The following is a 12,565-nucleotide window of genomic DNA, read 5'->3' as shown; positions in this document are numbered from 1 at the left end:
GGCACGTTGGAGGCGGAGCGCGCGCCCGCCGGGGTCGGCGACGCGAACTCGGCACCCGATCGAGCGGGCAACCGGCCCGCTCGCACCCGAAAGGACCGGTATCTGTCGTGGTTGTGCTTCTTGCTGTGATCGGCTCGGCCTCCCTTGCCGTCATCGCGGTTCATGCCACGGTCGTCGCCCGCAGCTTGGCGGAACTCCGTTCCCCGCGCCGCTATGGCGCGGTCCGGGAGGCCGAGCGGGACACCGCGCGGCTCACCGGCACCGCGGTCTGATCGCCCGCGCCATCCTGTCGGCAGCTACTCCATTCGCGCAGGTCGGCACTGCCATGTCTCGGTCCGATGTCGGATCGGATACGATCTTGACTGTTTCTCGGTCCAGCAAACGGCCGCGGAGACAGTCGGCGTGCGCTGGTGCCGCCCCATGGTGATCGGAGGCCGGGTTGTCGGTGTTCGCCGACGACGGCAATCGTGCTGTCATTCGTTCTGCCACAATCGGACCCGCGACCGGTGGCGTCCGTGCGGCGTGACGGGACAGACGACGATCCCGAGGTGATCGTGGACGCGGATTGGCCGTGGCAGCAACCTTCGGTGCTGCTGATCGAGGACGATCCGGGGGACGCGCTGCTGGTGGAGGAACTGGTCGTGGACGGCGCGCCCGGGTTGCAGTTGCACTGGGTCCGGTCGCTGGCGGAGGCCGCCGAACATCTGGCCACCGCCGAGCCCGACTGTGTGCTGCTGGACCTGCATCTGCCCGATGCCCAAGGGCTCGAGGCGGTAGAACGCATCCGCAGGCACACCGACCAGGTCGCGATCGTGGTGATGACCGGTCTGGATCAGGAGCAGACCGGTTTGGCCGCGGTCGCTGCGGGAGCCCAGGACTACCTGGTCAAAGGCCGGGTCGAGCCCGAGCTGTTCGGGCGTGCTGTGCGTTATGCGATCCAGCGCAAACAAGCCGAGCGCACCAGCGCGGCCTTGCAGGCGATCAATATGCGCGCGCAGGAGAACGCGCGGCTGGAACGCGGCCTGCTGCCCACTCCGCTGCTGCGCGGGAAGCGGGTCGTCGACGTGGTGGCGCGCTACCGTCCCGGCCGGGCCCACGCGCTGCTCGGCGGTGATTTCTACGACGTGGTGCAGGACTCGGACGGCACGGTGCACGCCGTCATCGGTGACGTGTCCGGGCACGGTCCGGACGAGGCGGCGACCGGTGTGGCGTTACGCCTGGCGTGGCGCACGCTGGTGCTGAGCGGGGTGACCGGGGCACGGCAGTTGCGGTTGCTCGAACAGGTCCTGCTGGCCGAACGCACCGGCAGGCAGACCTTCGCGACGGTGACCAGCCTGATGTTGCATCCGGGCGAGCGCCGCGCTCAGGTGCTGCGGGCCGGGCACCCGGGGATGTTGCAGCGCTCGGCCTCGGGATTGACCTGGGTCGAGGTGCCCGGCGGGCCTGCGCTCGGCTTCCTGCCCGGTCGCGCCGAGTGGCCCGTGCACGATGTGGACCTGCCGCTGGGCTCCGGGCTGATGGTGTTCACGGACGGACTGTTCGAGGGCAGGGTCGGGACCGACCACGAACGTCTCGGCGAGGAAGGACTGATGGAGGTCGCCCGCGCCGTCCGGGCCGCGGATCCCGACTGGTTCGTCGACGAGCTGATCGGCCGCGTCGAGGCGCTGGCGGGGGCGTCGGGCGGTTTGGACGACGATGTCGCCATCTTGTATCTGGGATGGCACGGCGACGGGCGAGGACAGGACCAGAGCCGATGACGACGAAGACCGGGCGGCCGCCCCTGAGCACGCGACTGACCGCCCAGGCCTGGTTTCAGCTGGTGCTCGCCTCGATGGTGCTGGTGGTGATCATCGGCACCGTGGCAGGCGCCCAGGTGATCGCACAGACCAACCGGGGGGCCGATCGGCTGCTCGACAAGTCGTTGCCCGCGGCGGCCGAGGCCTACAAATTGCAGAGTGCCCTGGTAGACCAGGAGACCGGCCTGCGCGGCTACGGCATCACCGCCGACCCGCAGTTCCTGCAGCCCTACCGGGACGGCACCCGGGACGAGGCGCAGTCGGTCGCCCGCTTGCGGGAGCTGCTGGCCGACCGCCAACCGTTGCTCGACGAGCTCGACGCCGTGGAACAGTCCGCGCAGCGTTGGCGCACCGAGTACGCCGAGCCGCTGGTAGCGGGATTGACCTCCGGGGCGACCCGCGGCATCGAGCCTTCCACACCGAGCCGCGGTAAGCCGCTGTTCGACGAACTCCGGACGCGCTTCGAGGCCCAGAACAACGGTCTCGAGGCGGCCATCGCGGACGACGAAGAGGAGCTCGCGCACACCCGGACCGTCCGGGACGCCGTGCTGGCCGGAATGGTCATCGCGTTCCTGCTGACCGGTGTGTTGCTGACCGTGTTGGTCCGGCGCTTGATCGCCCGTCCCCTCGGCTCCTTGACGGACGCGTCGCTGCGGGTGGCGGGCGGGGATTTCGATCATCACATCGACGTGCGCGGACCGGCCGACTTGGCGACCGTCGCGCAGGCGGTGGAGAGCATGCGCCGTCGTATCGTCGCCGAGCTGGAATCCTCGCGCGCTCAGGAAGCCGAGCTCGCCGGGCAGAAGACCGATCTCGACCTGCAAGCCGTGGAACTGCGCCGATCCAACGCGGAGCTGGAGCAATTCGCTTACGTCGCCTCACACGATCTGCAGGAGCCGCTGCGCAAGGTGGCATCGTTCTGCCAGCTGCTGGAGAAGCGCTACGGCGACAAACTCGACGAGCGCGGCAAGCAGTACATCGACTTCGCCGTCGACGGCGCCAAGCGGATGCAGGTGCTCATCAACGACCTGCTCACCTTCTCCCGGGTGGGTCGCATCACCGACCGCACCGAGCCCACCGGACTCGGCCAGTCCCTGGACAAGGCGCTGACCAATCTCTCCGCGGCCATCGATGACACCGACACCCGGATCCGGCGCCCGGAGGAGCTGCCCGAGATCATCGGCGATCCGACGCTGCTGACGATGCTGTGGCAGAACCTGATCGGCAACGCCATCAAGTTCCGTGAGCCAGATCACTCCCCGGACATCGAGATCACCTGCGAGCCGGGCGAGGACGGCAGCGGCTGGCTGCTGTCGGTCTCCGACAACGGCATCGGGATCGCACCCGAATTCGCCGAGAAGGTGTTCGTCATCTTCCAGCGGCTGCACAATCGTGAGGAGTACAGCGGAACCGGCATCGGGCTGGCCTTGTGCAAGAAGATCGTGGAATATCACGGCGGCCGGATCTGGATCGATACCGATTACTCCGCGGGCACCCGCTTCCGCTTCACGCTGCGCACCGCCGACGCCGACACCACCGCTCGTACCGCCGACATTCCCGCCCCCGAAGGAGCCACCGTATGACCTCCCCCGGCCAGCCGATCGACATCCTGCTCGTCGAGGACGATCCCGGCGACGAGCTCATGACGCGAGAGGCCTTCGAGGACAACAAGATCGGTAACACCCTGCATGTCGCCAGAGACGGCGAGGAGGCGCTCGAGTTCCTCTACCGCCAGGGCCGGTACCCGGACGCGCCGCGGCCGGACCTGATCCTGCTCGATCTGAACCTGCCCAAATACGACGGCAGGCAGGTGCTGGAGAAAGTCAAAGCCGACCCCGATCTGGCGCACATTCCGGTGGTCGTGCTGACCACCTCCGCGGCCGAAGAGGACATCCTGCGCAGCTACCGGCTGCACGCGAACGCGTACGTCACCAAGCCGGTCGACCTCGATCAGTTCGTGGCCGCCATCAAGCAGATCGACGATTTCTTCGTCCAGGTCGTCCGGCTGCCGCGCCAAAACCCGTAGCGGCGTTCCCCCTCGATACCGCGCCGGCTTTGCCGGGCTGCGGCACAGCGTTTTACGGATGCCGCACGATGGCCGGGGCCCGGATTCTCCGGGCCGCCACCCGGGATGAATGGCGAATGATCAACTGGGTATAGCCTCGGGGAGCATGGCACACGCACGGCGAACACGGCCGCCGAGCCCGATGACGGTCCACGTGCTCGGCGTGACGGGTACAGCGCACCGATCCCCGACAGGGAGGTAACGAGGTGACGGCGCATCGACGCCCTTGGCACGGCACGATGACGGGACGACCGGACCGCGACAGACGCACTCCGATCCCGTCGGCTGGTGCGCGCCGGTGAGCGCGGGCGAGCGGGTGCCGCTACCCGACGCCGTGACGCCCCTGGAGCTGGATTTCGCTGCCGAGGCGGTGCACTTGGCGACCGTCCGGCATACCCTCCAGGAATGGCTCACCAAGTGCGGGATGGCGGCCGCACCGGCCTATGACGTGCTGCTGGCCGTCGGTGAAGCGTGTACCAACGCCGTCGAACACGGCCATCACGGCGACGGCGGCGTGGTCCGCTTGCGCGCATCGATCGAGGGCGACGAACTCCGGGTGACCATCGCCGACAGCGGCCGATGGAAACAACCCGACCCCCAGGCGGATCCGCTGCGCGGGCGCGGCATGCCGCTGATCCGCGCGCTCATTCCGGACGTCACCGTGACCACCGGCGATTCCGGCACGGTGGTCGATCTGCGCACCCACTTCTCGGAATAGCTTCCGTGCCTATGCCGGGCCGGGCGCGTTGTCCTGCGCGTCCCGCAACCGGACGTTGTCGGCGTGCAGCCGGTCGTTGTCCGCGTGCAGGTCGGCGTTCGCGTCCTCGAGGTCGAGAATGCGGCGGATCCCCGCCAGGTTCACGCCCGTGGCGACCAAGTCGGTGATCCGCCGCAACCGGGCGAGGTCATTGCCGCTGTAGCGGCGGGTGCCCCCGTCGCTGCGCTCTGGAGTCAGCAACCCGTGACGCTCGTACAGCCTGAGCGTCTGCACGCCGATTCCGGCCAGGCCGGCAGCGACCGAGATCCCGTACACCGCTTGGCCCGGATCCGGCAGATGCCCCGAGTCGCCCCTCTCCCGCGTCATCCATCCTCACTTCGAGTTGCCCAACAGATTTCCTAGTTTAGCGCCTTGCGCTCAACTTCTCTCGATGCTATAAAAAATCTATGTCAGGTAACAGAGGTTATCTGGCCCCTACTACGGAGAATGGAGTGAGTGGAGGTGGCGACCATGCTGATGCGCACCGATCCGTTCCGCGATCTGGACCGTCTGACGCAGCAGGTGTTCGGCACGAAGGCGCATCCCGCGGTGATGCCGATGGATGCCTGGCGCGCGGGCGAGGAGTTCGTCGTCGAGTTCGACCTGCCCGGCATCGACCCCGAATCCCTGGACCTGGATATCGAGCGCAATGTGGTGACGGTGCGCGCCCGCCGTCCCGAACTCGACTCGGGTCGTGAGATGATCGCCGCTGAACGTGCCCGCGGCGTGTTCAGCCGTCAACTGTTCCTGGGCGAGAACCTCGACACCGACAAGATTCGCGCCGATTACACCGACGGCGTACTGCGGCTGACGATTCCGGTCGCGGAGAAGGCCAAGCCGCGCAAGATCGAGATCGGTCGCGGCAACGGGCACAAGGCGATCGACGCCTGAGCCGCCGCGCAGAAGCGGGTCCGGGATCCCGGGCCCGCACCCGGCCGGAAACGCGAAAGGCGTTACCGCACAGAGGTTATCCTTGCGAACGGAACACCTGATGGAGCACCCGATCATGACATCGACCGAACGGCACGACCCGCTGCTCGCGACGGCCGCGTCCGGAACCGAGGTTTCCCCCGAAGCCGCGGTCGTCTGGCCCGACCCCAGCCCGCTGGACGCCTGGTGGCAGCGGATCATGCACGCCGATCCGCTGCCCGACGCCGCGTGACCGGGACCATCCTTTCGTGACCGGCCTGCCCCACCACCGGACCGCGGCGGATTTCTGGCGCCGCGGCACGGTGGTCTGGTTCAACATCGAGAAGGGCTTCGGATTCCTTCAGCCCGCCGACGATCCCACGCAGGTCTTCGTCGAGTACACCAGTATCGAGACGACCGGATACAAGTCGTTGTACGCCGGCCAGCCCGTCCTCTTCACCGCCACCATGCGCAAGCGCGGCCCCGAAGCCACGGCGGTGCGTCCGCTGCTTCCGGAGGCTCGGCCGCGGTCTCGATGATCGGGACCATCGTGACGCCGCCGGCAGCGGCGCGACGACCGCGTGGATCACGATGTGCGCGGTCTGCGGGTAGGCCCGGTTCGCGGCCCCGATCCACATCGGAGGCGCGGGGCCCAAGTACACCAGCCCCTGGTCGCTCGTTACGCCGACGTCTGGCACGTGCCCACCTACGGACTGCGCGGCTGGCCCGCGCTTCACCGGTGTGCTGGAGAAGGAATGCGCACGAATCGAGCGGGACCCGGGCCTGATCCGCAGATCGCACCAGGCCGTCTTGGCGGTGGCCGCGCACGAGCGCGATCTCCCCGAGTTGCGGGCGCGCGTCGGCCGCCGGTTCGCCGCCGCGGCGTTCGGCATCGACGACGGCTACATCGGGACGCCCGCCATGCTGGTGGACCGACTGGGCGAACTAGCCCAGCAGGGCATCTCCTCGTTCGTGTTCATGGTCGGGGCGAAACACGCCGCGGCGACGATGGAACTCTTCGCCGCCGAGGTCATGCCCCGGCTGTGAGCCGGACCTGCGGCGGCAGCGCGCGGGGCCATCGCCGCTGCCACGGCGTTCCCGCGCCTCCCAAGTCGGGGTGTTTCCGGGCGCCGACCTGCTGGTCGTCGCGACTTGCCGCGCTCGGCCGCGGTGAAGATCAGAGGCCGGGACAGCGAAAAATAGGTATACCCCCGGCCGATCGGCCGTCGTGCGGTGAACCACGCTACGAGAGGCTGACATGGTCGGTGACATCAGCACGATGATTTCGAGGCTCTATGTACCAGCGCGATCCGAAGCACACCGGAAACGTCGGTGACTCTCCCTCCGCTCGACGAGAGGCAACGCTGATGATCAGGCGTTGCGAATGCTGCGGCCACCTGCTGGCGCCCCTGTTCGACGCGTGTTCGTCCTGCCGATCCGCTGATCTGGCATGGGTGCCGTGCTCCGGCACCGGATCGGTCGTGTCGTGGCGAGTATTGCAGTGCGCCGCGAATCCACGCGCCGAGGTCGAGCGCTCCACGATCGCCATCGTGGAACTCGATGAAGGTCCGTGGTTGTACACGACGATCCATGGCGAACTGCCGCCCTCTTCCACCGGGCCGGTCCGTGTGCGGTTCCGGGCACGTTCCCGCGGGGACAGATTTCCGGTGTTCGCGGTCAACCGTGAGGCGCCGGCCTCGGACGCCAGTCCTCAACCGGCGTAACTCCGGCTTTCGGCACCGCGCTCCCTCGGCTGCGCCGAGCCGTATGCCGTCGTCGCCTCCCGCTACCCCTCGACGGGCCATCGGGACATGCTATGTTTGAGATCAATATTCTCGCATTAGAGAATCTGATTATCCACCGTCCGGGGCCTCGATAGCTCGAGCCGTGGCGCCGAGCAGGAGGAAGCCGTGACGAGCGTCCCGAGCAGCCTGGAAGAACGCGGCCGCATTCTGCGCGAACTGGGGTTCGTGACCCACCGGGTCGGCGACGAACTGCACGGTCGCGCCGAGATCACGCCCGAGATGCACGTGCCGGGCACCGCTGTGCTGCGCACGTCCATCCTCGCGACCTGGGCCGACACCGTTTCCGGCCTGCTGGCCTCCCTGGCGATGGCCCCCCGGGTACCGGTCACCCTGGAACTCGACGTCAACCTGTACCGTCCCGCCCCCGGTACGGGCGAGGTCAGGGCCGTCGGACGAACGGTGAAGGCAGGTCGCTCGGTCTTCGTGGCGGAGTTCGAATTCAGCATCGGCGCCGAGCCGATCGCCCTCGGGGCCGCTTCCTTCACGGTGGCGCCTGATCCGGGCGTGCAGTTGCCGCCGCGGCTGAGCGTCGAACTGCCGCCCACGGCGGAGCGGCTGCCGATGCCGTTGGCCGAGCGCGCCGGCTGCCTGCGGGTCGCCCCCGGAACGGCGGTACTGCCGCGGTCGGCCGAGGGGCTCAATGCCTCCGACACCATCAACGGTGGCCTGCTCGCTTTGGCTGCGGAGGAGGCGGTGCTCTCGCTCGCCCCCGGCGACAGCCTCGGTTTCCTCGGCCTGCGCTATGTGCTCGGTGCCCGGGTGGGCCCGGTGGTCGCCGACGCGCGGTTGCACGAGGGACTGGGCCGGGTCGAAGTGCGCGACACCGGCAACGACAACCGGCTCACCACGCTGGCCACCGCCCGCGTTTTCGGCAGGTGAACGGCCTCAGCCCTCTGGCACCACGCCGCGAGGCAGGATGAGCGCCAAGTCGTTGTAGGTCACGATGCCCGGGGCGGCGGCGACAACGGCGGGAATGGCGTTGATGACCGGCATGGCGGTCATGATGTGCCCGAGGGTCATGAAATCGGCGATCGTCTCGGCCTGGAAATCCGGGGGCGGCAGAAAGCTGACGACGTTCTGCACCGTCGGACGGCCGTCGACTCGCAGCACCCACCCGTCCTGCTCGATCCGCCAATCGGGCTCGAGCGTCTGCCCCTTGCGCCAGCGGACGTTGATCTCGACGAGGGTCCGGTCGCCCGCTCGCCCTTTCCAGCTCGCGTGGACGCCGGCGACACAGCCCGCCGGGATGGTCCAGGACCCCAGATCGAGATCGGCGGTGGTCTGCGCGTACTGCGCGTCACAGCGCACTTCGTCGAGTTCGACACCGAGAGCGTCGCCGATCAGTCGTACGGCCTCACCGAACACGCCGGTGCCGTGCGCGGTCATCGCGGGCAGGGCGGGATCGTCGATCGGCCTGCCGAACCCCACCGGCTTCTCGGTTTCCGGCGAGTCGTAGAACGTGGTGTCGGCGGCCTCGTCGATGGTCACCTTGTCGACCCGGTCGCAGATGCCCGCGGCCACCACTGCCAGCAGGTTGATGTACCCCGGGCTGATGCCGGAACCGAACATGGTGGAACCGCCGCGGCGGCATGCCTCGGCGATCCGGTCGCGGCCGTCTCCCTGGTTGTGGCCGGTGATGAACGAAGCGGTCGCGACGACATCGATCCCCGCCGACAGGATGCGGACCAGTTCGTCCACGTCGATCCACATGGGGTTGTAGACCACGCAATCCGGTTTCAGTGCCAGCAGCGCCTCGATGTCGTCGGTGGCCGTGACTCCCAAGGGCTCGATACCGCACAACTCGCCGGCATCGCGCCCCACCTTGTCCGGCGACCAGGCGTAGCAGCCGACGAGTTCGAACAGCGGATTGGCCGCGATGGCTCGCACCGAACTCTTACCGACATTCCCCGTGGTCCACTGGACGACCCTGTACGCAGATGTGTTCGACACGCGCTCAGCATAGAAGCCGACAGCGCCAATTCGAAGTCGAATTCTCATACTCGAGAACTTTGCTCTCATGCTGCGCTGAGGCCCGGAACCGTGGAGCGCTCAGGCCCGGGCGGACAACCCCGGGACCGCCGGAGTCGCCACACCGACGCAGACCTGTACCCGGTCCTGATAGAAGGCGACGTGCCCGTGTAGGCGCGCCACTTGGCGAATCGGGTCGTCGTAACTCCAGCACACGGCGGTGTCGCCGTCGCCATCGAAACGCCAGTAGGTCGCCTGCCCTTTGAACGGGCATCGGCTGCTGCGCGCGTCGTCGCGCCGGAGCGTGACCCGCACGTCCTCGCGGGGGAAATAGAACACCAGACCGTGGTCCTGCTCGTCGACGAGCAGGGGCCGCGTCGTCTCGGCGACGAGCCGGTCGCCGAGCCGGGCCGTGACGAGGTTGCGGCGGCGGTGGATGTCGACGCGATAGTCGGGTCTGTCCGCGAAACCGGAGTGCTCGACCTCCGCGGCGGTCCGCTGTTCATCCATCCGACGATTCCTTTCCGAAGCCCGACCGGTCACAGCCGCGCGGCCGCCGGGATCGCGGCGTGTTCCCGGCGCAGCGGGCGGATCATCGCCTCCTGCGTGAACGAGGCGATCAAGCGACCGTCCTCGGTGTGCACCTGGCCACGGACATACGACATGCCCCCGCCCACCTGCGTGCTCTCGTGGGAGTACAGCAGCCAGCCGTCCCACCCGACCGGCTCGTGGAAACTCACCGTCACGGTCATGACCGCGGTCGAGATGGTGTGGTGCGCCTGGCTGGTGCCGACACCCGCGTGCGCGCGCATGGTCGCCGAGACCGAGAGGTGACCGGTGAAGTGGGCGAGCAGGGCCTTGGCGAGGTCGTCGCGGACCGGAATAGGTTCGTAGCGCAGCCAGGCGGACAACTCGGGCGGCCCGACCTCCGCGGGGTCGTTCACATCGGCGACGCCGACGATCCGCAGCTCGCGGCCCGCCATCGGCATCTCGGCCACGATCGCCTCGTCCGGCCCGGCGACTCGCGGGCGTGGCGCGTGATGCCGGATGACGTCGGCCGCCGGTGTGTCGGCCAGGACGGCGACCGACGCGCAGCGGCGACCGTTCTGCTGCACCGCCACCGCCGCCGCGGCCATCGAACGTCCCTCGTGGGTCACCTCGACCACGAACTCGAGGGGCTCGTCCGGATCGACGACACGGGTGAAGACGGCGTGCGCCGACCGGATCGATCTGCCGGGCAACCGTTTCGCGACCGCGACGAGGGATTGCGCGAGGAGCTGGGTGCCGTCGACCACCTTGCGCGATCCGCCGTCACTGGCGCCGGTGAAGGTGTTCACGCCGACGGGAACGACATCGAAGATCTCGAGCATCCGCGTCACCGAGGACTCGCCGGGCGCGGCCGTGTCCTCGATGGCGTTCGTCGCGTCTTCGCCCGGGCCGGCCCCGGGCCGGGTGTGGGTCATCTGGTTCCTTCTTCTCGGCGCCGGGTCCGCGGTGACCTGCCGCGGCGCGGCGGACCCGCGGTCACGCGGCGCAGTGCCTGCGCGTACTCCCCCGGGCCGGGATGAAAGCCTTCCAGCCACCAGGTCGCCCCCGCCGCCGCGATGGCTTCGACCGTGGCACAGGCCGCATCGGGGCGGTCGGCGGGCGTCCGGCCGGTGATGACGACGTCGAACGCGGCCCCGTCCGTGCGATGTTCGGTGACCGCGCCGACCAGTTCGGTAACGATCTGCGGCGTCGGTCCGAACGACCCGTCGGAACCGATGATCATCGGGGCGACACCGTCCCAGCGGGCGGCACGCCGTAGCGGCGAGCGATTGGGCCAGTTGCCGCCGATCCAGATCGGCGGGCGAGGTCGTTGCACCGGGGTCGGCCGAAACGTGACGCCATCGGCCGACAGGTGTGTGCCGTGGAAGTAGACCTCCGCACCGGACCACAGCGCGGTGAGCAGAGCCAGCCCTTCGTCCAACCGCTCGGCGACCGCACGTGGCTCGGCAGGTTCGCCCCAGGTGCCGTACTCGGCCTCGAGAGTGAAGCCGAGTCCGGCGCCGAGCACCAGGCGGCCGCGAGAGAGCCGGTCCAGCGAGGTCGTCTGCCGTGCCAGCGTGCCGGGGCGGCGGCGCGCGACCGGCGTCACCAACGGGCCGAGACGGATGCGCTCGGTCGAACTCGCGATCAGCGTGAGCAGCACCCAGGGATCGGCGACTTCGACAGCGCCGTAGGGAAATACGACGTGGTCCCAGACGAAGAAGCCGTCCCACCCGGCCTCCTCCGCGCATCGAGCCAGGTCGGCGACCTGACGCGGTTCAGCGAAGTCGCCGAGGCAGGGCACACAGAGTCCGTACCGCAACCGTTCTCACCCCCGGGCGTAGCCGTGCGACGGGCAGCCACCTTTCACTTGAGCATGCTGCCCGCGTCGATCGGCAGCGGAACACCGGTGACGAAACGGGACTCGTCCGAAGCGAGGTAGAGCACCGCGTTGCTGATGTCGACCGGCTCCACCCACGGGATCGGCAAAGTGTGGAACATCCGGCAGATCGGCTCGAGATCGGCGGGGCCCGGATTCTCCAGATCGGGGCGGAACAGCTTGTAGGTGCCCTCGTTCATCACCATCGGCGTATTCACATGCGTCGGATGCACCGAGTTGACCCGGATCGAGTGGTGGCCGAGTTCCACGGCGAAGGTTCGCATGAGACCGACGACGCCGTGCTTCGCGGCGACGTAGTGACCCACGTTCGGGTACGCCTTGAGGCCACCCACGGAGCTGGTGAGCACGATCGAGCCGCCGCGGCCGCCCGCGATCAGATGCGGCGCACCGGCTTTCACGGTCTTCCACACGCCGCCCAGGTTGACGTCGATCATGTCGTCCCACAGGTTCTCCTCGAGGTCGAGCAATTGCCCGCCCTCGTTGCCGATACCCGCGTTCGCGACGATGACGTCCAGCCGTCCGAGCTGCTCGACGCCGCTGTCGACGGCGGTCTTCAGCGCGGCGAAGTCGCGCACGTCCACCTCGGCGGTGAACACCCGCCTGCCTTCGGCTTTCACCAGATCGGCGGTGGTCGCCAGATCCTCGGGGGTGGACATCGGGAAGGGCACGTTGTCGAGCTGCTTGCACACATCGACGGCGATGATGTCGGCGCCTTCCTGCGCCAGCCGCACCGCGTGGCTGCGGCCTTGGCCACGCGCAGCACCGGTGATGAACGCGACCTTTCCTTCGACCCGTCCGGTCATGGTTACCTCTATTCGTTGTTCCGCCGAAACGGCT

At 68.4% G+C, this 12,565-nt stretch carries 17 protein-coding genes; 11 read left to right on the top strand and 6 right to left on the bottom strand.

The genetic code is table 11. The features are described from left to right. The first annotated feature begins 107 nt into the window (after positions 1-107). From ACGF7Y_RS06915 to ACGF7Y_RS06895, 5 genes are all read left to right on the top strand, one after another. Positions 108-272, top strand: a complete 165-nt coding sequence (locus ACGF7Y_RS06915) for a hypothetical protein (RefSeq protein WP_393230127.1) — start codon at positions 108-110, stop codon at positions 270-272. 243 nt (positions 273-515) lie between these two features. After that, positions 516-1,757, top strand: coding sequence for a PP2C family protein-serine/threonine phosphatase (locus ACGF7Y_RS06910; protein ID WP_393230124.1), 1,242 nt, complete (start codon positions 516-518; stop codon positions 1,755-1,757). After that, positions 1,754-3,379, top strand: a complete 1,626-nt coding sequence (locus tag ACGF7Y_RS06905) for a CHASE3 domain-containing protein (RefSeq protein ID WP_393230121.1) — start codon at positions 1,754-1,756, stop codon at positions 3,377-3,379. The genes ACGF7Y_RS06910 and ACGF7Y_RS06905 overlap by 4 nt, the downstream gene beginning before the upstream one ends. Then, entirely contained in the window at positions 3,376-3,822 is a 447-nt protein-coding gene (locus ACGF7Y_RS06900; protein WP_393230118.1) for a response regulator, read from the top strand. The genes ACGF7Y_RS06905 and ACGF7Y_RS06900 overlap by 4 nt, the downstream gene beginning before the upstream one ends. Before the next feature lie 337 nt (positions 3,823-4,159). Beyond that, complete coding sequence (locus tag ACGF7Y_RS06895) at positions 4,160-4,579, top strand: ATP-binding protein (protein WP_393230115.1); 420 nt, start codon at positions 4,160-4,162, stop codon at positions 4,577-4,579. Positions 4,580-4,588: 9 nt separating this feature from the next. Here the strand turns inward: ACGF7Y_RS06895 and ACGF7Y_RS06890 are convergent, their stop codons facing one another. Beyond that, positions 4,589-4,945: a MerR family transcriptional regulator gene (locus ACGF7Y_RS06890; RefSeq protein WP_393230112.1), complete on the bottom strand. Its 357-nt coding sequence runs from the start codon at positions 4,943-4,945 to the stop codon at positions 4,589-4,591. Positions 4,946-5,089: 144 nt separating this feature from the next. Between ACGF7Y_RS06890 and ACGF7Y_RS06885 the strand changes: the two genes are divergently transcribed. From ACGF7Y_RS06885 to ACGF7Y_RS06860, 6 genes are all read left to right on the top strand, one after another. Continuing rightward, a complete protein-coding gene (locus ACGF7Y_RS06885; RefSeq protein WP_040872081.1) occupies positions 5,090-5,509 on the top strand; it encodes an Hsp20/alpha crystallin family protein in 420 nt (139 codons plus the stop codon). A gap of 115 nt (positions 5,510-5,624) precedes the next feature. Then, on the top strand, positions 5,625-5,780 hold the full coding sequence (locus ACGF7Y_RS06880) for a hypothetical protein (protein ID WP_393230109.1): 156 nt from the start codon (positions 5,625-5,627) through the stop codon (positions 5,778-5,780). 16 nt (positions 5,781-5,796) lie between these two features. Then, positions 5,797-6,066: a cold-shock protein gene (locus tag ACGF7Y_RS06875; protein ID WP_393230106.1), complete on the top strand. Its 270-nt coding sequence runs from the start codon at positions 5,797-5,799 to the stop codon at positions 6,064-6,066. A gap of 202 nt (positions 6,067-6,268) precedes the next feature. Beyond that, complete coding sequence (locus ACGF7Y_RS06870; protein WP_393230103.1) at positions 6,269-6,574, top strand: hypothetical protein; 306 nt, start codon at positions 6,269-6,271, stop codon at positions 6,572-6,574. 248 nt (positions 6,575-6,822) lie between these two features. Continuing rightward, a complete protein-coding gene (locus ACGF7Y_RS06865) occupies positions 6,823-7,251 on the top strand; it encodes a Zn-ribbon domain-containing OB-fold protein (RefSeq protein WP_393230101.1) in 429 nt (142 codons plus the stop codon). Between the two features lie 186 nt (positions 7,252-7,437). Further along, positions 7,438-8,211, top strand: a complete 774-nt coding sequence (locus tag ACGF7Y_RS06860; protein ID WP_393230098.1) for a hotdog domain-containing protein — start codon at positions 7,438-7,440, stop codon at positions 8,209-8,211. 6 nt (positions 8,212-8,217) lie between these two features. Here ACGF7Y_RS06860 and ACGF7Y_RS06855 read toward each other — a convergent pair whose 3' ends face one another. From ACGF7Y_RS06855 to ACGF7Y_RS06835, 5 genes are all read right to left on the bottom strand, one after another. Continuing rightward, complete coding sequence (locus ACGF7Y_RS06855; RefSeq protein WP_393230095.1) at positions 8,218-9,282, bottom strand: dihydrodipicolinate reductase; 1,065 nt, start codon at positions 9,280-9,282, stop codon at positions 8,218-8,220. A gap of 99 nt (positions 9,283-9,381) precedes the next feature. Then, positions 9,382-9,810, bottom strand: a complete 429-nt coding sequence (locus ACGF7Y_RS06850) for a DUF427 domain-containing protein (RefSeq protein WP_393230092.1) — start codon at positions 9,808-9,810, stop codon at positions 9,382-9,384. Positions 9,811-9,839: 29 nt separating this feature from the next. After that, a complete protein-coding gene (locus ACGF7Y_RS06845; protein ID WP_393231008.1) occupies positions 9,840-10,670 on the bottom strand; it encodes an acyl-CoA thioesterase in 831 nt (276 codons plus the stop codon). A gap of 89 nt (positions 10,671-10,759) precedes the next feature. Further along, positions 10,760-11,632: an LLM class flavin-dependent oxidoreductase gene (locus ACGF7Y_RS06840; protein WP_393230089.1), complete on the bottom strand. Its 873-nt coding sequence runs from the start codon at positions 11,630-11,632 to the stop codon at positions 10,760-10,762. A gap of 62 nt (positions 11,633-11,694) precedes the next feature. Next, entirely contained in the window at positions 11,695-12,531 is an 837-nt protein-coding gene (locus ACGF7Y_RS06835) for a mycofactocin-coupled SDR family oxidoreductase (protein WP_393230087.1), read from the bottom strand. Between the last annotated feature and the right edge of the window lie 34 nt (positions 12,532-12,565).

Origin of the sequence: Nocardia sp. NPDC047654, from assembly GCF_043205035.1 — a bacterium.
Lineage (GTDB): Bacteria > Actinomycetota > Actinomycetes > Mycobacteriales > Mycobacteriaceae > Nocardia.
The sequence above is the reverse complement of the archived record's forward strand: the minus strand, read 5'-3'. Positions and strand labels throughout refer to the sequence as shown.